We start from the raw sequence: 17,781 nt of genomic DNA, 5'->3' as shown, positions 1-17,781 counted from the left end.
CCTTTTGGGCGATCAATTGTGTTGATGAATATGGGGTGCTGTGGCATATTTTTAAAACGAATGTTTTTGATCCAATGAATCAGGTTCTGTGATGGTAAGAAATCTCGATATCACCACGCTCCGCTCCTTTGTTGCGGTGGCGGAATACGGCGGGGTGACCCGCGCCGCCGGTTTCCTGCATCTGACCCAGTCGGCGGTCTCGATGCAGATGAAACGGCTGGAGGAGCTTTTGGGGCTGGAACTGCTGGACCGGTCGGGCCGCACCATCGCGCTGACCGCCGAGGGCGAACAGATGCTGGGCTATGCCCGCAAGATGGTGGCGCTGAATGACGAGGTGATCAGCCGGCTGACCGACCAGGCCTTTGAGGGCGAGGTGCTCCTTGGGGTGCCGCATGACGTGGTGCATCCGGTGATCCCGCAGGTGCTGAAGCGGTTCAGCCTCAGCTATCCGCGGGTCAATGTGAACCTCTGCACCTCCAACACCCGCGACCTCAAGGCCGAGTTCGCGCGCGGCGCCTTCGACCTTATCCTGACCACCGAAACCGGTGCAGGCGAGGGCGGCGAGACCATTCACAGCATGCCGCTGCGTTGGGTTGGCGCGCCCGACGGCGCGGTCTGGCGGCAGCGCCCGCTGCGGCTCGGCTTCTGCCGCAACTGCAGCTTCCGCCCGGTGGCCACGGCGGCGCTGGATGAGGCCGGCATTGAATGGGAAATGGCGCTGGACAGCGATTCCGACCGCACGGTCGAGGCAACCGTCAGCGCCGACCTGGCTGTTGGCGTGCTGCTGGAGGGCACCCAGCCGTCTTATCAGGAGCTGATCACCCAAAGCAGCGGACTGCCGGAACTGCCGATGCAGCACATCAACCTCTACGGCGCGGAGCGCGTGCACGCGCCCTATGTCGAGGAACTGGCGGAGTTCATCCGGCAGGGGTTCCAGGGGCTGTGGGCCACGCCGCTGCGGGCGGCCAGCTGACAAGCCTGCAGGCCGGAACTCCCGCGCCCGCAGGCTGCCCTGGCGTGGCCAGCGCATCCTTGGCGGCCTTGGGCCAGGCTCAGCGCCGCGGGCGCTGAGCCTGGCCCAACCGCTGCGGTGCATTTCGCAGAAATGCTCTGTCTGCGGGCGGGAGCCCTAACTGCGGCCGTTCGGCCTGTCAGCTGCCGCCCATGGTGATCACCACCTTGCCGGTCGATTTGCGGCTGCGCAGCAGCTCCAGGCCGTCGCCCGCCTGCTCCAGCGGCAGGGTGTGGCTGATGTGGGGCTTGATGCGGCCCGCGCCGTGCCAGGCAAACAGCGTCTCAAAGGAGCGGCGCACCGCCTCGGGGCGGAACTTCATGTAGCCGCCCAGGTAGAAGCCGATCACCATCAAGTTCTTCACAAGCAGATGGTTGGCCGGGATCTGCGGCACTTCGCCGCCGGCAAAACCGACCGGCAGCAGCCGCGCGCCGGGATTGGCAGAGCGGAAGGCCGCCTTCCACACATCGCCGCCGATGGCGTCATAGACCACATCCGCCCCGCCAAGCGCCTTGACCGCGCTGCGCAGGTCCTCGCCGGCGTCGATCAGGTGATCGGCGCCCGCGGCTGCGGCGACATCCAGCTTCTCCTGGCCGCGGGCCTGGGCGATCACCGTCGCGCCCATCAGCTTGCCGATCTCCACCGCGGTCAGCCCGACGCCGCCCGCGGCGCCGGTCACCAGCAGGGTCTCCCCCGGCTGCAGCCGGGCGCAGTGATCCAGCGCCATATGGCTGGTGCCATAGGCGATCTGAATGGCCGCGGCATGTTCGAAACTCATCGCATTCGGGATCCGGATCAGCCGCGCGGCATCAAACACCCCCGCCTCTGCCAGCCCGCCGGAGCCGCCGAACACCGCCACCCGGTCGCCGATGGCAAAACCCTCGGTGCCCGCGCCAAGCGCAGTGACCACCCCGGCCGCTTCCAGCCCCAGGGTAAAGGGCGGCTCCGGCGTGTCCTGGTAGCTGCCCTTCATCATCAGGAGGTCGGCGAAATTCAGTCCGCAGGCCCGCAGGGCGACTGCTGCCTGCCCGGGACCGGGGGGCGGGCACTCCGTTTGCGTCAAAGCGGCCGGCTGGCCGAAAGCTGAAACCTGGAAAGCCTGCATGTCCTCTCCTCACCTGTTACGGGAATCGGCATGATTCGCACGGCCACACTGTCGGCCTGCCGCCGCGCCGCGCATCTCGCTATTTCTGGGGAAGTACGCGATCCCCAGCTGCTTGGCAATAAAACGTTTAGAAAAATGATACATGAAATCATGCGCTTGACTTTCAACCCCTCGTAACGCGCGACGGCAGTCTTGCAATCAACCGCAAGGGTTGTACACTTTTGCTCAGAGGTTGAGGTCAGATCGCTCTGATGGGGAAACGTGTTTCCGGCAAGCATTGGAAATCGCCGCAACATGTTATTGGAACAGCGGTCCGGGTTGCAGCCGGATGTACAGATTTAGGAGAATCGCATGGCTCATCCCGTAGACGTGCACGTGGGAAAGCGGATCCGCCATCGCCGGTGGCTGATTGGCATGACGCAGCAGCAGCTCGCTGAGCAGGTCGGCATCAAATTCCAGCAGATCCAGAAGTATGAAACCGGTGCCAACCGGGTCAGCGCCTCCCGCCTGTGGGATATTTCCGACGCGCTGGAAGTGCCCGTAAGCTTCTTCTTCGAGGGCCTGCAGGAAGAGGGCAAGTCCCCCGCCGAGAAAGCCTCCGTGCCGGAGGATCTGATGGGCGACAAGGAAGCACTGGACCTGGTGCGCTCCTACTATGCAATTCCGGAAAACCAGCGCCGCCGCCTGTTCGAACTGGCCCGGGTGCTGAGCGACGTCGCCTGAAGACAAGGCGGCCGCGGACACGGCTTTGCGGCGCAAAATACCGCGAAGGGCGGGTTTGCGCTTGCAATGAAGGCGGCCTGGTGGCACCCGTTCGGGTATGACACAGGCCGCTCTTTCCGATCTCGACGTAGCACACAGGATGGCAGACGCAGCCCGCGCCGCCATCCTTCCGCATTTCCGCACGTCCTCGCTGAACACCGAAAACAAGCTGGCCGGCGGGTTCGACCCGGTGACCGTGGCCGACCGCGCCGCCGAGCAGGCGATGCGGGCGGTGCTGGCCGAGCTGCGCCCGCAGGACGGTATCCTGGGCGAGGAGTTCGGCGCTGAGGCCGGCAGCTCCGGCCGCACCTGGGTGCTGGACCCGATCGACGGCACCCGCGGCTTCATCAGCGGCACGCCGACCTGGGGGGTGCTGATTGCGCTGGCGGATGAAAACGGCCCTTTCCTTGGCGTGATCGACCAGCCCTATACCGGCGAGCGCTTCTGCGGCGGGCCGGAGACCGCCACGATGACCGGTCCGCTGGGTGAAAGGCCCCTGCAGACGCTTGGCACCGCAGCGCTGGCCGACGCCATCCTGTTCACCACCTTCCCCGAGGTCGGGACCGCCGAAGAACGCGCGGGCTTCGAACGGGTCTCCGCCCGGGCCAAGCTGACCCGCTACGGCATGGACTGCTACGCCTATGCCCTGGTTGCGGCCGGGCAGGCGGATCTGGTGATCGAGGCGGGCCTCAACGCCTATGACATCCAGGCGCCGATTGCGGTGATCCAGGCGGCAGGCGGCATCGTCACCGACTGGCAGGGCAACCCGGCCCACAACGGCGGCCGTGCCCTGGCGGCGGCCAATGCAGAGATCCACGCGGCAGCGCTGGAGCTGCTGCGCCAGCCATAGACGGGTTGAAACCGGCAGCCTTGGCCTATAGCTTTGCCGCAGGCCGGTTCTTCGCCCGTTTTCCATCGGCCGATCACACATTCCCATGAAGCGGGCTGTCTCTAGGAGTGTGTGGATATGACAGAGATCCTGATTCAAAACGCCGATACCGTCCTGACGATGGACGATTCCCGCCGTGTGCTGCACGGCGCAGATGTGCTGATCCGCGGCGGCGTGATTGCCGCAGTGGGGCAGGGGCTGCAGACCAGCGGCGACGTGGTCTCCGGCCGCGGCTGCGTGGTCACCCCCGGGCTGGTCAACACCCATCACCATCTGTACCAGAACCTGACCCGCGCGGTTCCAGGCGCGCAGGATGCGCTGCTGTTCGGCTGGCTGCAGCGGCTTTACCCCATCTGGGCCCGCTTCACCCCGGATGAGATGTTTGTTTCCGCCCAGCTGGGCCTTGCCGAACTGGCGCTGTCAGGCTGCACGCTCAGCTCCGACCACCTGTACCTTTATCCCAACGGCGCCCGGCTGGAGGACACCATCCATGCCGCCCGCGAAGCTGGGCTGCGCTTTCATCCGACCCGCGGCGCCATGAGCATCGGTGAAAGCGACGGCGGCCTGCCGCCGGACAGCCTGGTCGAGGATGAGAGCGCAATCCTCGACGACATGATCCGGGTGGTGGACGCTTTCCACGACCCTGAAGAAGGCTCCATGTGCCGTGTAGGCCTGGCACCGTGCTCGCCGTTCTCCGTCAGCCGCGAGCTGATGCGCGATGCTGCGCTGCTGGCCCGCGACAAGGGGGTGATGCTGCACACTCACCTGGCCGAGAACGACGAGGACATCGCTTATTCTGAGGCAAATTTTGGCTGCCGCCCCGGCCAATACGCCGAGGAACTAGGCTGGACCGGCGATGATGTCTGGCATGCGCACTGCGTTAAACTCGACGGGCAAGAGATTGATCTCTTTGCCAGAACCCGCACCGGGGTTGCCCATTGCCCCTGCTCCAACTGCCGTCTGGGCAGCGGCATTGCACCGGTGCGCGCAATGCGCGACGCAGGTGTGCCAGTGGGGCTGGGCGTCGATGGATCCGCCAGCAACGACATGGCCAGCCTCAGCTCTGAGGCGCGTCAGGCCATGCTGCTGCAGCGGGTGGCAAACGGGGCTGACGCGATGAGCGCCTATGAAGCGCTGGAGATCGCCACCCGCGGCGGCGCCGATGTGCTGGGCCGCCCCGACTGCGGGCGGCTGGAGCCGGGCAAGCGCGCCGACATCGCAGTCTGGGGCACAAGCGGCATCGCCTCCAGCGGCAGCTGGGACGCTGCCGCTCTGCTGCTGGCCGGCCCGACCCAGGTCAAACACCTGTTTGTCGAAGGCAGGCAGATCATCCGCGGCGGCGAGCTGGCAACTTTGGACCTGCCGCGGCTGCTGGAGCGCCACCGCGGCCTGGCGCACAAGCTGATGCAGGGGTGACGCCATGAAGAAACGGCGGCTTGCCGCAGCCTTCCTCCTCCTGTGGGCCGTTGAGGCACTGGCGGAAGATGTGGACCGCTCCGCCGCCGTGGCCGGCATCAACGGCTTGCGTGCAGGCTCCGGCCTGCCGCCGCTGGCTTATTCCGCCGGGCTGGAACAGGCTGCGCAGGCCCATGCCGGGGACATGGCGCGCAAAGGGTTCTTTTCCCACACCGGCAGCGGCGGCAGCACACTTGGCACCCGCCTGAAGCGTGCTGGCTACGGCTGGTGCGCGGCGGCCGAGAACATTGCCAAAGGCCAGCCCGGGCTGGCCGAGGCGATGGCCAGCTGGCAGGCCTCCCGCGGCCACCGCAGAAACATGCTCAGCCGCGAAGTGACCGAATTCGCCGTCGCCCGCGGCGCGGGCAATATCTGGGTGATGGTGCTAGCCCGCCCGGGCTGCTGATCCGGCGCTGCTAGCTGCGCTTGACCGGCTGGCCGCCGATCCAGACCTCGGCAATGGCCCGGTCATCACCCATCATGATGGTCGGGAACACTGCCTCCCACACATCTCCGGCCCGCTCGGACCGCTGGGCGATAGCCGGGGTGGAGGCCAGGTCCAGCACCACCAGATCCGCTTCCATGCCTGCCGCGATGTTGCCGATCTTGCCTTCCATCCGCAGCGCCGTGGCAGAGCCCTGGGTCGCCAGCCACAACAGCTGCGCCGCGTGCAGCGGGGTGCCGCGCAGCTGGCCGATTTCATAGGCCGCCGCCATCGTGCGCAGCATCGAAAAGCTGGAGCCGCCGCCGGTGTCGGTGGCAAGGCCGATCCGCTGGCCTTCGGCCATCAGCCCGGCCATGTCAAAAAGGCCGGAGCCGATGAAGGTGTTCGACGTCGGGCAATGGATCAGCGCCGCGCCGAATTCCCGCAGCCGGTGCCGCTCGCGCTCCTCCAGGTAGATGGCGTGGCCGTAAAGCCCCTTGGCCCCTAAAAGGCCAAACTCTTCATAGGTGTCCAGGTAATCGCGGGCCTGCGGGAACAGCGATTTCACCCACTCGATCTCATCCGTCTGTTCGCTCAGATGCGTTTGCATCAGGCATTCCGGGTGCTTGGCCCAAAGCGCGCCCATTGCCTCCAGCTGTTCCGGGGTTGAGGTGGGGGAGAACCGCGGGGTAATCGCATATTCCAGCCGGTCCACCCCGTGCCAACGCGCAATCAGCGCCTCGCTGTCGTCATAGGCCGACTGCGGGGTGTCGCGCAGCCCGTCTGGTGCGTTGCGGTCCATGCAGGTCTTGCCCGCCGCCACCCGCTGCCCGCGCGCCTGCGCCGCGGCAAAGAACGCATCCGCGCTTTCGGGGTGGATGGTGCAATAGCTGCAGACCGTGGTGGTGCCATGGGCCGCGGTCAGGTCCAAGTAGCGGTTTGCGATTTCATCGGCATACCCGCGGTCGCCGAACCGCATTTCCTCCGGGAAGGTGTAGCTGTTCAGCCAGTCGATCAGCCGTTTGCCCCAGCTGGCAATGATGGCGGTCTGCGGGTAATGCACATGGGCATCGACAAACCCCGCCAGGATCAGCTTGCCGGAGTGATCCACGGTCACCGCATCCGGCAGCATCGCCTGCATTTCCGCCAGCGTGCCGACGCCGGCAATCCGCCCGTCCTGCACCGCCACCGCCTCCTGCAGCCGGGCCGCGTCTTCCGGTCGCTCCGAGGCAAAGGGAGAGGCGGAGAAGGCAAGAACCTGCCCGTTCAGGATGTAACCGGTGCCCATGCGTCCAACCCTTTCCTTGCAAAATTGCTCGGCGCAGGATACCCGCCGAAAGGGCGCGGGTAAATTGCGGCATTGGCATTGTTTTCCGGTGGCGGCGTCATCTATTTTGCACGCAAAGACCAAGAAAATCCGGGGGGCATCAGATGAGCAGCGGCGACAACATCACCGGCGACCAGCCTCAGGAAGACGCCTACGACCTCGACCGCAAGCTGGTCGCGCAGGTTCTGGAGGCGGTGGAGCAGGGCGATCAGCAGACCCTGACGGAGCTGCTGGAAGACCTTCACGCGGCCGACATCGCCGACCTTCTGGAACAGATCGATTCCGATGACCGGACCAGCCTGATCCGGCTTTATGACCGGGAATTCGACGGCGAGATCCTGTCGGAACTGGACGAGAGCATCCGCGAAGAGGTGATCTCGATCCTGAACCCGCTGGTTCTGGCCGACGCGGTGCGTGAACTGGAGAGCGATGACGTTGTCGACCTTCTGGAAGATCTGGAGGTGCCGCAGCAGGAAGCCATCCTGGACGCGCTGGAAGACGCTGACCGGGTCGCGGTCGAACAGTCGCTCAGCTACCCGGAGAACTCCGCCGGCCGCCTGATGCAGCGCGAGGTGGTGATGGCGCCAGAGCACTGGAACGTCGGGCAGGCCATTGATTTCATGCGCAATTCCGACGATCTGCCGGACCAGTTCTACCATGTGGTGCTGGTCGACCCGCGCCTGCATCCGATCGGCAACGTCACCCTGGGCCGGATCATGGGCGCCAAGCGCCATGTGCCGCTGACCAGCCTGGTCGAGGACACGTTCCAGGTCATTCCCGCCGATCAGGACGAGGAAGACGTGGCCTATGCCTTCAACCAGTACCACCTGATTTCGGCCCCGGTTGTCGATGACGAGGGGCGGCTGGTCGGCGTCATCACCATCGACGACGCGATGATCGTGCTGGACGAGGAGCACGAGGAGGACATCCTCCGCCTCGCCGGTGTCGGCGAGGAAAGCTCGCTTGCCGACCGGGTGATCGAGACCACCAAGCGCCGCTTTCCCTGGCTGGCGGTGAACCTGGTGACGGCGGTGCTGGCCTCGCTGGTGATTGCCCAGTTCGAGGACACCATCGCCCGGTTCGTGGCGCTGGCGGTGCTGATGCCGATTGTCGCCTCCATGGGCGGCAACGCGGGCACCCAGTCGCTGACGGTTGCGGTGCGCGCCATTGCCACCCGCGATCTCACCGGCTCCAACGTCTGGCGGGTGATCCGCCGCGAAGTTCTGGTGGGGCTGGTCAACGGGGTGATCTTTGCCATCGTCATGGGGCTGGTGGGCCTGGCCTGGTTCGGCTCGCCGATGCTGGGTGTGGTGATTGCCGTCGCTATGGTGGTCAATCTGGTCGTGGCGGGGCTGGCGGGAACGGTGATCCCGGTTCTATTGGAGAAAACCGGAATTGACCCGGCGCTGGCCTCCGGCGCCTTTGTGACCACGGTGACCGATGTGGTGGGCTTTTTCGCCTTCCTGGGCCTTGCGGCCGTTCTTTTGCTCTAGGAGACCGCCATGACGGATCTGACCGAAATCAAGGCCGCCGCCCGCAAGGCCGCCTTTGCCCGCCGCAAGGAGGCGCATGCCCGCAACATCCCCGGCGCTGCAGGCCACCTGTCGGAGGTGCTGGCCGGCTATCGCGGCGTGCCGCTGTCGGGCTACATGCCGATCCGCACCGAAATCGACCCGCTGCCCGCGATGGCCGAGGCCGCGGCGCACGGCCCCGTCGGCGTGCCGGTGATCATGGGGGCGGGGCAGCCGCTGAAATTCAGCCGCTGGCAGCCCGAAGGCGCGCTGCGCGAAGGCCCTTTCGGCGCCATGGTGCCTGAGGTGGATGAATTCTTTGAGCCGGAAATCCTGGTGGTTCCGCTGGTCGCCTTCGACACCAAGGGCGGGCGGCTGGGCTATGGCGGCGGTTTCTACGACCGCACGCTGGAGCTGTTGCGCGGCAAGCGGGGCACTTTGGCCATCGGCTTTGCCTTCGACGCGCAGGAGGCCGAGGACCTGCCGCTGGAGTCCACCGACCAGCCGCTCGACATGATCGTCACCGAAAGCCGCATTCTGCAGTTCTAATCCGCCAGCCGGGCGCAGACGTCCCGGATCGCAGCCTCGAAGAACGCGAACCGGGCCGGCGGCGCCTCCTGCCGCTGCCGGACCAGCCACAGGTCATCCTCCAGCGGCGCCTTCAGCGCCGCGGTGCGGAAGTTCCCCTGGCCCTGCTGCGCCAGAACAGCGCTTTGCGGCAGGATGGTGTACCCGGCCCCGGCAGACACCGGGCTCAGGATTTGGCCGATCTGGTTGAGGAAGGCGCGCCTGCGCAACCCGGCGGAGCCGCGATAGCCAGGATAGTTTGCCGCCAGCAGCCGGTCTGCCAGGGCGGCGGCGTCAGGATGGTCCACCAGCCCCAGTTTCTGCAGCGTTTCAAACTCCGGCCTGTCTGCCGCACCTGACGGCAGGATCAGTTTCAGCGGGTCGCGCCTCAGCCGCTCCGCCATCAGCCGCGGCGCGTCCAGCTTGCGGTGCAGGATGCCCAGATCCAGCTCCCCGGACAGCAGCTGCGCTTCGATGGAGGCTTGCGGTGCCGCCTGCAGCGACAGCGTCAGTTCCGGCCAGCGCGCCAGATGCGCCTCCACCTCGGCGTAGATCAGAACCGCCAGCCCGCCGGGGCAGGCGATGCGCACATGGCCGCGGCCGGGATCATCCTGTCCCAGGTCCTGGCGCAGCGCTTCTTCTTCAGTCTGACGCCTGCGGCCGAGGGCGGCCAGCGCAATGCCTGCATCCGTCAGGCTGAAGCTTTTGCCGTGGCGGACCAGCAGCGGCCTGCCCACCTGCTGCTCCAGCTTCTTGACGTGCTGGGTGACCCCGGGCTGGGTCATGTTCAGCCGCGCTGCGGTGCGTGTGAAACTGCCCAGCCCGCTCAGCACAGTGAAGGTTTCCAGCCAGGTGGCATTCAGCATCTGTGGCTCATTTCCTTATGGATCGCATAATGAATGATAATTTTTCTTTCTTCTCCTGCAACCTTATCTCCGGGTGGAAACAAGCAAAAAACCATCCAAGGAGACTATGATGCTGACCGCTCCGCGCAGTTTTTCCCACATTGGCCTGTCGGTTCCGGATCTGGATGCCGCGGTGAAATTCTACTCAGAAGTCATGGGTTTCTACGTCATCATGGAGTCAACCGAAGTGGTCGAGGACGACAGTGACATCGGCCGTATGTGCACGGATGTGTTTGGGGCCGGCTGGTCGCGGCTGCGCATCGCCCACCTGTCCACCGCCGACCGGGTCGGCATCGAACTGTTCGAATTCGATGGAAATTACGCCCCGTCCGACAATCTGGACTACCGCCGCCACGGCGTTTTCCATTTCTGTGTGCAGGACCCCGACGTCGAGGGGCTGGCGCAAAAGATCGTCGCGGCCGGGGGCAAGCAGCGGATGCCGGTGCGAGAGTATTTTCCGGGCGAGAAACCCTATCGCATGGTCTATGTCGAAGACCCGTTCGGCAACGTGTTCGAGATCTATTCGCACGGTTACGAGCTGACGTATTCGGCGGGCGCCTACAGCTGAGCCCGGCGCCACACCGCTGCGAAAACGCACCGCGGGGCCTTGCTCTTTGGCGCCGCGTTGCCTACCAGCCGGGCATGCGTATTCTTTTCCTTGGCGATGTGATGGGCCGCGCCGGGCGCCGCGCCATCACCGAAACCCTGCCGCGGCTGCGGCAGGAGTGGCGGCTCGATTTTGTGGTGGTGAACGGCGAAAACGCCTCCAACGGCATGGGGCTGAGCGGCGAGCACGCCAAGCTGCTGCTGGATGCGGGCGTCGACTGCCTGACGCTGGGCGATCATGCCTTCGATCAGAAGGACATGCTGCAGTTCATCGAGAAGGAACAGCGCATCATCCGGCCTCTGAACTTTGCCAAGGGCGCGCCGGGCCGCGGTTTCCGGCTGTTCAATGCGCCGGGCGGGCGCAAGGTGCTCGTGGTGCAGGCGCTCGGGCAGGTGTTCATGAAGCGCGCCTTCGACGACCCCTTTGGCGCGGTGGAGGCGGTGCTGAAGTCGCACCCGCGCGGCGGGCTGGCGCAGGCGGTCATCGTCGATATGCACTGCGAGGCCACCTCCGAGAAGATGGCGATGGGCCACTTCTGCAACGGCCGCGCCTCTTTGGTGGTGGGCACCCATACCCATGTGCCGACAGCGGATGCCCAGATCCTTTCGGAAGGCACTGGCTATCTGACCGACGCCGGCATGTGCGGCGACTACAATTCGGTGATCGGCATGGATAAGGCCGAACCGATGCGCCGGTTCCTGACCGGCATGCCCAAAACCCGCTTCACTCCGGCAAACGGCGAAGCCACCCTGTCGGGCGTCTTCGTCGAAACCGATGACCGCACCGGGGCGGCCAAGCAGATTCGCATGGTGCGCAATGGCGGGCTGTTGCAGGAATCCGGCGTCTGAACCGGGCCTGCCGTCCTTGCGGGCGGCGGCCGGGCAGGAGGATTGTCCGGTGAACCCCCGGTTCTCCGGGCAAAACGCCCTTTCCGCACCTCAGACCGGCTGCGGTTCCGGAAGTCCTTGCTCAACCATGTGGTTTCGGGGAAACTGCGCGATGGCGGAGCGCCTTGCGCGCTGACCCCGCCTTGAACAACATGGGCAAAGTCACGGTTTATGCAGTACTTCCAATTTGGTGACACCGGCAGCGCGTTTCTGGCGCTTGCAATTGTCCTGGCCATGTTCGTGGCGTTCCTGCGGGAAACCTATCCGACCGAAGTGGTGGCGCTGACCGGCGTCGCGGCGATGCTTGCCACCGGCGTGCTGCCCTATGGCGAGGCGCTGCCGGTGCTGGCCAACCCGGCGCCTTGGACCATTGCGGCGATGTTCATCATCATGGGGGCGCTGGTGCGCACCGGTGCGCTGGACGCCTTTACCCAGATCGCCAAGAAACAGGCCGAGGTGAACCCCAAGCTGGCGGTGGCCCTGCTGATGGCTTTTGTCGTCACCGCCTCTGCCGTGGTCTCCAATACGCCGGTGGTGGTGGTGATGATCCCGGTCTTCATCCAGATCGCCCGCACCATGAAAGTCTCCGCTTCCAAGATGCTGATCCCGCTCAGCTATGCGGCGATCCTGGGCGGCACCCTGACGCTGATCGGCACCTCGACCAACCTCTTGGTGGACGGTGTCGCCCGGGCGCAAGGATTGAAACCCTTCACCATCTTCGAGGTCACGCCGCTGGGCCTGATCCTGGTTGCCTACGGCATGGTCTACCTGCGCTTCATCGCACCGCGGCTTCTGCCCGCCCGCGACAGCATGGCCGAAATGCTGAGCGACCGGTCAAAGATGAAATTCTTTACCGAGGCGGTGATCCCGCCGGAAAGCAACCTCATTGGCCGCGAAGTGACCGGGGTGCAGCTGTTCAAGCGTCCCGGCGTGCGGCTCATCGACGTGATCCGCGGCGATGCCTCGCTGCGCCGCAACCTCGAGGGGGTGGAGCTGCAGGTCGGCGACCGCGTGGTGCTGCGGACCCGGATGACAGAGCTGCTGAGCCTGCAAACCAACAAGGAGCTGAAGCGGGTGGACCAGGTGTCGGCGGTGGAAACCCAGACCGTCGAAGTGCTGATCACCCCCGGCTGCCGGATGGTGGGGCGCAGCCTTGGCGCCATGCGCCTGCGCCGCCGCTACGGGGTCTATACCCTGGCGGTGCACCGGCGGAACCAGAACATCGGCGTTCAGCTGGATGATCTGGTGGTGCGCATCGGCGATACCCTGCTGCTGGAGGGCGCGCCCGCCGACATCCAGCGGCTGGCCGCTGACATGGACCTGGCCGACGTCTCGCAGCCGACCCAGCGCGCCTACCGCCGCAGCCACGCGCCGATCGCGGTTGCCGCGCTTCTGGGCATCGTTCTGCTGGCCGCCTTCGGCGTGGCGCCGATCCTGATGCTGTCGGTGCTGATGGTGTCGCTGGTCTTTGTCACCCGCTGCATCGACGCGGATGAGGCGTTCTCCTTTGTCGACGGGCGCCTGCTGGCCCTGATCTTTTCGATGCTGGCCATCGGCGCGGCGCTGGAAAGCTCAGGCGCGGTGGCCCTGATCGTCAACGCCATTGCGCCGGCCCTGTCGATGCTGCCGCCGTTCCTGCTGGTCTGGGCAGTCTATCTGCTGACCTCGGTGCTGACGGAACTGGTGTCCAACAACGCGGTGGCGGTGGTGGTGACTCCGATTGCCATCGGCCTGGCCCAGGCGATGGGCGTCGATCCGCGTCCCCTGGTGGTGGCGGTGATGGTGGCGGCCTCGGCGTCCTTTGCCACCCCGATCGGCTATCAGACCAACACGCTGGTTTACGGCCCCGGCGGCTATAAATTCACCGACTTCCTGCGCGTCGGCATTCCGCTGAACCTGACCGTCGGCATGGTCGCATCGGCGATCATCCCCTTCATCTGGCCGCTCTGAGCCCGCCCGGGCCGGGAAAAGGCGGCGAAAAGCTGCCTTCTGTGATCCCGGTTACATGAAACTGTTAAAGTCTTGCCCATATGTAGAGCAGCAGGTTCTTCATAAGGTCAAAGGCCATGAGTTTCAGGAAAGTGTTTTTGTGTGTTGTCCTTGCCGGCTCGACAGCGATTGCGCTTGTGTCGCAAGTGCAGACCAGCGGCGCCGCGCGCGCGCTCCCGGTTGAGGAACAGCAGGCGCAATAGGCAGGCAGCCTGCCGCTGCCGCCGCGCGGTTTTTGGCGGCGGCAGTTACAAGGGCCAGAATACCAGGATTGCCGGGATCGACACCGCGATGATCAGCGCCTCCAGCGGCAGCCCCATCCGCCAGTAATCCCCGAAATGGTAGCCGCCGGGCCCCAGCACCAGGGTGTTGTTCTTGTGCCCGATCGGGGTCAGGAACGCGGCTGAAGCGGCAACCGCCACCGCCATCAGGAACGGATCGGGCGATACCTCCAGCGTCTCTGCCATCTGAATGCCGACTGGGGCTGCAACAATTGCCGTGGCGGTGTTGTTGAGCACATCCGACAGGGTCATCGTGACCACCATCAGCACCGTCAGCACCGCCCAGGCCGGCAGCCCTGCAGTCAGGCCGGTCAGCGCGTTGGCGATCAAGGCCGTGCCGCCGGAGCTGTCCAGCGCCGCCCCCAGCGGGATCATCGACCCCAGAAGAACCACCACCGGCCATTCCACATGGTCATAGATTTCTGCCACCGGCAGGATCTTCAGCAGGACATAGCCGATGGCCACCAGCCCCAGCGCCACCGGCAGGTAGATCAGCCCCAGCGACGCCGCCAGAACCGCGGCGGCAAACAGGCCGATGGCGGCCCAGGTCTTGTCATTTGCCGTCACAGCCAGCCCGCGCGCGGCCAGCGGCAGGCAGCCCAGCCAGTCCGCCACATCGGCGCTGCGCCCGCGCGGGGACAGCAGCAGCAGGATATCGCCGGCCTGCACCTCGGTCTGCCGGATGTGGCGGGTGATCCGCGTGCCCTGGCGGGAAATGCCCAGCAGCACCGCACTTTGGCGCGAGGACAGGCCGATGGATTGCGCGGTCCGGCCGCGGATGCGGGCGGTCTCCGGCACAACCAGCTCCGTCAGTTCCAGCCCTTCGCCCGCCGCCGTCAGCTTCTCCGCCCGGGCGGCATCGGCGAACTCCAGCTTCAGCGCGCTGCGGAATTCGTCCAGCGCTTCAGGTTCGGCCTCGATCACCAGCGTGTCGCCCTCGCGCAGCAGCGCCGCCGTGGCCCGCCCGTAACGCCGCTTGCCGTCCCGGATCAGGCCCAGGATCGCCACATCGGCCTTCTCGGCCTCTTCATCCAGTTCCCCCAGGCGCCTGCCGGTCAGCTCGGAGCCTTCACCCACTGTCAGCTCGGCAATATAAGGCGCCAGCTGCGCCTCGGACGCGCCGGCCGCATTCTCGCGCGCCGGGATCAGCCGCCAGCCAATGAGCGCCACAAAGGTGAGCCCCGCCAGCGCGGCAACCCCGCCAACCGGCGCAAAATCGAACATCCGGAAGGGTTCACCCAGAGTTTCGCCGCGGATTGCAGCAATGATGATGTTGGGGGGCGTGCCGATCAGCGTCGCCATGCCGCCCAGGATGGTGGCAAAGGACAGGGGCATCAGGCTGAGGCCCGGCGCCCGGCCGGCCTTGCGTGCGGTCTGAATGTCCACCGGCATCAGCAATGCCAGTGCCGCCACATTGTTCATGAAGGCCGACAGCACCGCGCCAACGCCGCCCATCAACGCGATATGGCCACCCAAGCCCCGGGTGCTGTCCACCAGCGTCCGGGTGATCAGGAACACCGCACCGGACCGCACCAGCCCGGCCGAGACAACCAGCACCAGCGCCACCACCAGCGTTGCCGGGTGGCCGAACCCGGCAAAGGCATCGCCTGCAGGCACCACCCCCAGCACCACGCCCGCCATCAGCGCGGCAAAGGCCACCAGGTCATAGCGGAAACGGCCCCACAGCAGCAGGCCAAAGACGGCAGCAAATAACCCAAACAAAACGGCTTGATCATATGTCATGGCGCCAGCTTATCCCCGAAACCCCGCGGAACAAGGGCAAAGCGGGGCAGGGCGCTTGAAAGCCCCCGCCTTGCGGGGCTATATGGGCGCCAATTCAAAGTTACAGCAGCAAGGATGCACCATGGCAGGCCATTCAAAATGGGCTAACATTCAGCACCGCAAGGGCCGTCAGGACGCGGCGCGGTCGAAACTGTTTTCCAAGCTGGCCAAGGAGATCACCGTGGCCGCCAAGATGGGCGACCCCGATCCCGACAAAAACCCGCGCCTGCGCCTGGCCGTCAAGGAGGCCAAGTCGCAGTCCGTCCCCAAGGACGTGATCGAACGCGCGATCAAGAAGGCCATCGGCGGCGACGCCGAAAACTATGACGAAATCCGCTACGAGGGCTATGGCCCCAACGGTGTTGCGGTGATCGTCGAGGCGATGACCGACAACAAGAACCGCACCGCCTCCAACGTGCGCTCCACTTTCTCCAAGAACGGCGGCAACCTGGGCGAGACCGGTTCGGTCGGATTCATGTTCGACCGCAAGGGCGAGGTGACCTATCCGGCCTCCGTGGGCGATGCCGACACCGTGATGATGGCAGCGATCGAAGCCGGCGCCGAGGATGTCGAAAGCTCCGAGGACGGCCACATCATTTATTGCGCCGATACCGACCTAAACGATGTGTCGAATGCGCTGGAGGCCGAACTGGGCGAATCCGAGTCGACCAAACTGGTCTGGAAACCCAGCACCACCACCGAGCTGGACCTAGAAGGCATGCAAAAGCTGATGAAGCTGGTCGATGCGCTGGAAGACGACGACGACGTGCAGCGCGTCACCACCAACTTCGAGGCCAGCGACGAGGTCATGGCGCAGCTCTGATCTGCCGCTTGACGCGATTTTCAAGGCCCGCCAGCCCGGCGGGCCTTTTGCTTTCAAACTCTCGGAAATTACCTGACAAGGGCCGCCGATGCAGATCAGAGAGTTCCGCCCGGAGGATGCCGCAGCGCTGGCGCAGATATTCCATGCCGCGGTTCATGGCATCGGCGCCCGGGACTACAGTCCCGAACAGCTCAAGGCCTGGAGCCCGGAACCCGCCCCGGCAGAGGTCTGGGCCGGCCGCGCCGCCGTCGGCCGCCGTGTCTTTGTTGCCGCGGATGCCGGCAATCAGCCGCAGGCCTTCATTGAGCTGGAAACGGACGGCCATATCGACTGTTTCTACTGCCAGCCGCAGGTTGCGGGCACCGGCACGGGTGCCGCGCTTTATGAACGGCTTGAGGCCGAAGCCCGCAGCCTCGGCCTCAGGTCGCTTTATGTGGAGGCCAGCGAGGCCGCCCGGCGGTTCTTCCTGCGCCAGGGATTCACCGTCGAGGCCCGGCGCGAAATCGAACGCCGCGGGGTCGCGCTGCACAACTACCGGATGACAAAGACTTTGGCCGGCTGACCTGTTTCGTCGCAGCGCCGGCGTTCAGCGCGGCTCCGGCCCGATCAGCCCGGCAGCGTGCAATTCGCGGCTGCCCGGCAGCCACAGCTCCGCGCTTGGCACCGCAAAAATCCTGTCGGTAAATTCGGCACTCACCCCTTGCTGCAGCAGGAAGGCGCGGTCCTTTTCCTGTTCCCGCTGCAGGTCGATCTGCGGCAGGCCGCTCTCGAACTGCAGCGCATAGCTGTGAAAGCCCAGCTGCCCGTCCGGCCCAAGGCTGCGTTCCGCGCCGGCGGCAAACATCAGCGTGCAGGCCGAGGCGCACAAACCGGCGGCGCGGGTGTCCCAGCCGTTCTGCCGGATCAGCCGCGCGGCACCGCGCGCCTCGGCGATCAGCCCGCCGGGTCCGGCCAGCGCAACCTGATCCACGCCGGGGTTCTCCTCTGCCAGCTTCCGCATCCGCTTGGTCAGGCCAAAGGTGATTTCGCCGTCAAAGATCAGCGCCCGGCCGTCGGCGGACACCGACAGGCTGTAAAGTGCCTCGCGCTCCTTCCGCCGCTGTTCGGCATAGGCGGACTCCTCCACCGCCCGGGCAATCAGCAGCGCATCCCACCACTGCGTCAGCGCGGCAAAGCCCGCAAACAGCAGCAGCAGGTAGCCGCCCCAGACCGGCGCCATCGCGCCGGTGCTCTGCACATGGGCGTCCGCGCTGCGCAGAAAGGTCCGCGCCTGCCACAACAGGAACAGCCCGTCCGCAGCCATCAGAACAAAGGCCAGCGGCACCGGCAGCCGGATCCAGTGGTTCAGCGCCAGCCATCCCAGCAGCACAGCCGCCCGCGGCAGCACCACCTGCAGCGCCAGGCTGCGGGGCAGGGGCAGCGGGGCAGGCGGCGGAGTGCAGTCAGACATCGGTG

The 17,781-nt window shown here is 65.7% G+C and carries 17 protein-coding genes; 12 read left to right on the top strand and 5 right to left on the bottom strand.

Going from position 1 to position 17,781, the window contains the following annotated elements; translation table 11 throughout:
- The first annotated feature begins 91 nt into the window (after nt 1-91).
- A complete protein-coding gene (locus tag LHL23_RS06035; protein ID WP_222478358.1) occupies nt 92-973 on the top strand; it encodes a LysR family transcriptional regulator in 882 nt (293 codons plus the stop codon).
- A 178-nt stretch (nt 974-1,151) separates the two neighbouring features.
- On the opposite strand, the gene LHL23_RS06030 is transcribed toward LHL23_RS06035, so the two are convergent.
- Nucleotides 1,152-2,117: an NADPH:quinone oxidoreductase family protein gene (locus LHL23_RS06030; protein WP_226429165.1), complete on the bottom strand. Its 966-nt coding sequence runs from the start codon at nt 2,115-2,117 to the stop codon at nt 1,152-1,154.
- Nucleotides 2,118-2,468: 351 nt separating this feature from the next.
- On the opposite strand from LHL23_RS06030, the gene LHL23_RS06025 reads away from it, so the two are divergent.
- The 4 genes from LHL23_RS06025 (at nt 2,469) to LHL23_RS06010 (ending at nt 5,629) form a co-directional block, all read left to right on the top strand.
- Nucleotides 2,469-2,840 carry a helix-turn-helix domain-containing protein gene (locus tag LHL23_RS06025; RefSeq protein WP_222478362.1) on the top strand — a complete coding sequence of 124 codons (372 nt, stop codon included), beginning with the start codon at nt 2,469-2,471 and terminating at the stop codon, nt 2,838-2,840.
- Between the two features lie 97 nt (nt 2,841-2,937).
- Nucleotides 2,938-3,729 carry a histidinol-phosphatase gene (gene hisN / locus LHL23_RS06020; RefSeq protein ID WP_222478364.1) on the top strand — a complete coding sequence of 264 codons (792 nt, stop codon included), beginning with the start codon at nt 2,938-2,940 and terminating at the stop codon, nt 3,727-3,729.
- Between the two features lie 117 nt (nt 3,730-3,846).
- Entirely contained in the window at nt 3,847-5,184 is a 1,338-nt protein-coding gene (locus LHL23_RS06015; RefSeq protein ID WP_226429164.1) for an 8-oxoguanine deaminase, read from the top strand.
- A 4-nt stretch (nt 5,185-5,188) separates the two neighbouring features.
- Nucleotides 5,189-5,629, top strand: coding sequence for a CAP domain-containing protein (locus LHL23_RS06010; protein WP_226429163.1), 441 nt, complete (start codon nt 5,189-5,191; stop codon nt 5,627-5,629).
- 10 nt (nt 5,630-5,639) lie between these two features.
- On the opposite strand, the gene guaD is transcribed toward LHL23_RS06010, so the two are convergent.
- Nucleotides 5,640-6,935 (bottom strand): guanine deaminase, encoded by a 1,296-nt coding sequence (guaD, locus tag LHL23_RS06005; protein WP_226429162.1) that lies wholly within the window; start codon nt 6,933-6,935, stop codon nt 5,640-5,642.
- 143 nt (nt 6,936-7,078) lie between these two features.
- Between guaD and mgtE the strand changes: the two genes are divergently transcribed.
- Nucleotides 7,079-8,467: a magnesium transporter gene (gene mgtE / locus LHL23_RS06000; RefSeq protein WP_226429161.1), complete on the top strand. Its 1,389-nt coding sequence runs from the start codon at nt 7,079-7,081 to the stop codon at nt 8,465-8,467.
- Between the two features lie 9 nt (nt 8,468-8,476).
- The gene (locus LHL23_RS05995) at nt 8,477-9,034 is read left to right on the top strand and encodes a 5-formyltetrahydrofolate cyclo-ligase (RefSeq protein WP_226429160.1); all 558 of its coding nucleotides are present in this window, start codon (nt 8,477-8,479) and stop codon (nt 9,032-9,034) included.
- Here the strand turns inward: LHL23_RS05995 and LHL23_RS05990 are convergent.
- Nucleotides 9,031-9,918 carry a LysR family transcriptional regulator gene (locus LHL23_RS05990; RefSeq protein ID WP_226429159.1) on the bottom strand — a complete coding sequence of 296 codons (888 nt, stop codon included), beginning with the start codon at nt 9,916-9,918 and terminating at the stop codon, nt 9,031-9,033. The genes LHL23_RS05995 and LHL23_RS05990 overlap by 4 nt on opposite strands.
- A gap of 109 nt (nt 9,919-10,027) precedes the next feature.
- Between LHL23_RS05990 and LHL23_RS05985 the strand changes: the two genes are divergently transcribed.
- From LHL23_RS05985 to LHL23_RS05975, 3 genes are all read left to right on the top strand, one after another.
- A complete protein-coding gene (locus LHL23_RS05985; protein ID WP_226429158.1) occupies nt 10,028-10,525 on the top strand; it encodes a lactoylglutathione lyase family protein in 498 nt (165 codons plus the stop codon).
- 74 nt (nt 10,526-10,599) lie between these two features.
- A complete protein-coding gene (locus LHL23_RS05980; RefSeq protein ID WP_226429157.1) occupies nt 10,600-11,412 on the top strand; it encodes a TIGR00282 family metallophosphoesterase in 813 nt (270 codons plus the stop codon).
- Nucleotides 11,413-11,622: 210 nt separating this feature from the next.
- Nucleotides 11,623-13,401, top strand: coding sequence for an SLC13 family permease (locus tag LHL23_RS05975; protein ID WP_222478382.1), 1,779 nt, complete (start codon nt 11,623-11,625; stop codon nt 13,399-13,401).
- A gap of 287 nt (nt 13,402-13,688) precedes the next feature.
- Here LHL23_RS05975 and LHL23_RS05970 read toward each other — a convergent pair whose 3' ends face one another.
- Nucleotides 13,689-15,464: an SLC13 family permease gene (locus LHL23_RS05970; protein WP_226429156.1), complete on the bottom strand. Its 1,776-nt coding sequence runs from the start codon at nt 15,462-15,464 to the stop codon at nt 13,689-13,691.
- 121 nt (nt 15,465-15,585) lie between these two features.
- Here LHL23_RS05970 and LHL23_RS05965 point away from each other — a divergent pair, with 121 nt between their 5' ends.
- Nucleotides 15,586-16,326, top strand: a complete 741-nt coding sequence (locus LHL23_RS05965; protein ID WP_222478386.1) for a YebC/PmpR family DNA-binding transcriptional regulator — start codon at nt 15,586-15,588, stop codon at nt 16,324-16,326.
- 88 nt (nt 16,327-16,414) lie between these two features.
- Nucleotides 16,415-16,888, top strand: a complete 474-nt coding sequence (locus LHL23_RS05960) for a GNAT family N-acetyltransferase (protein ID WP_226429155.1) — start codon at nt 16,415-16,417, stop codon at nt 16,886-16,888.
- A 24-nt stretch (nt 16,889-16,912) separates the two neighbouring features.
- On the opposite strand, the gene LHL23_RS05955 is transcribed toward LHL23_RS05960, so the two are convergent.
- Nucleotides 16,913-17,776 (bottom strand): hypothetical protein, encoded by an 864-nt coding sequence (locus LHL23_RS05955; protein ID WP_226429154.1) that lies wholly within the window; start codon nt 17,774-17,776, stop codon nt 16,913-16,915.
- Nucleotides 17,777-17,781 lie beyond the last annotated feature (5 nt).

The organism is Leisingera sp. McT4-56 (assembly GCF_020514995.1).
Lineage (GTDB): Bacteria > Pseudomonadota > Alphaproteobacteria > Rhodobacterales > Rhodobacteraceae > Leisingera > Leisingera aquaemixtae_A.
The sequence above is the reverse complement of the archived record's forward strand: the minus strand, read 5'-3'. Positions and strand labels throughout refer to the sequence as shown.

Bases quoted from the DNA above. Each gene is read 5' to 3' on its own strand.
- guaD (WP_226429162.1), bottom strand. From the start codon at position 6,935: ATGGGCACCGGTTACATCCTGAACGGGCAGGTTCTTGCCTTCTCCGCC.
- LHL23_RS06015 (WP_226429164.1), top strand. From the start codon at position 3,847: ATGACAGAGATCCTGATTCAAAACGCCGATACCGTCCTGACGATGGAC.
- LHL23_RS05980 (WP_226429157.1), top strand. From the start codon at position 10,600: ATGCGTATTCTTTTCCTTGGCGATGTGATGGGCCGCGCCGGGCGCCGC.
- LHL23_RS05975 (WP_222478382.1), top strand. From the start codon at position 11,623: ATGCAGTACTTCCAATTTGGTGACACCGGCAGCGCGTTTCTGGCGCTT.
- LHL23_RS05985 (WP_226429158.1), top strand. From the start codon at position 10,028: ATGCTGACCGCTCCGCGCAGTTTTTCCCACATTGGCCTGTCGGTTCCG.
- LHL23_RS05970 (WP_226429156.1), bottom strand. From the start codon at position 15,464: ATGACATATGATCAAGCCGTTTTGTTTGGGTTATTTGCTGCCGTCTTT.
- hisN (WP_222478364.1), top strand. From the start codon at position 2,938: ATGACACAGGCCGCTCTTTCCGATCTCGACGTAGCACACAGGATGGCA.
- LHL23_RS06010 (WP_226429163.1), top strand. From the start codon at position 5,189: ATGAAGAAACGGCGGCTTGCCGCAGCCTTCCTCCTCCTGTGGGCCGTT.
- LHL23_RS05955 (WP_226429154.1), bottom strand. From the start codon at position 17,776: ATGTCTGACTGCACTCCGCCGCCTGCCCCGCTGCCCCTGCCCCGCAGC.
- mgtE (WP_226429161.1), top strand. From the start codon at position 7,079: ATGAGCAGCGGCGACAACATCACCGGCGACCAGCCTCAGGAAGACGCC.
- LHL23_RS05990 (WP_226429159.1), bottom strand. From the start codon at position 9,918: ATGCTGAATGCCACCTGGCTGGAAACCTTCACTGTGCTGAGCGGGCTG.
- LHL23_RS05995 (WP_226429160.1), top strand. From the start codon at position 8,477: ATGACGGATCTGACCGAAATCAAGGCCGCCGCCCGCAAGGCCGCCTTT.
- LHL23_RS06035 (WP_222478358.1), top strand. From the start codon at position 92: ATGGTAAGAAATCTCGATATCACCACGCTCCGCTCCTTTGTTGCGGTG.
- LHL23_RS05965 (WP_222478386.1), top strand. From the start codon at position 15,586: ATGGCAGGCCATTCAAAATGGGCTAACATTCAGCACCGCAAGGGCCGT.
- LHL23_RS06025 (WP_222478362.1), top strand. From the start codon at position 2,469: ATGGCTCATCCCGTAGACGTGCACGTGGGAAAGCGGATCCGCCATCGC.
- LHL23_RS06030 (WP_226429165.1), bottom strand. From the start codon at position 2,117: ATGCAGGCTTTCCAGGTTTCAGCTTTCGGCCAGCCGGCCGCTTTGACG.
- LHL23_RS05960 (WP_226429155.1), top strand. From the start codon at position 16,415: ATGCAGATCAGAGAGTTCCGCCCGGAGGATGCCGCAGCGCTGGCGCAG.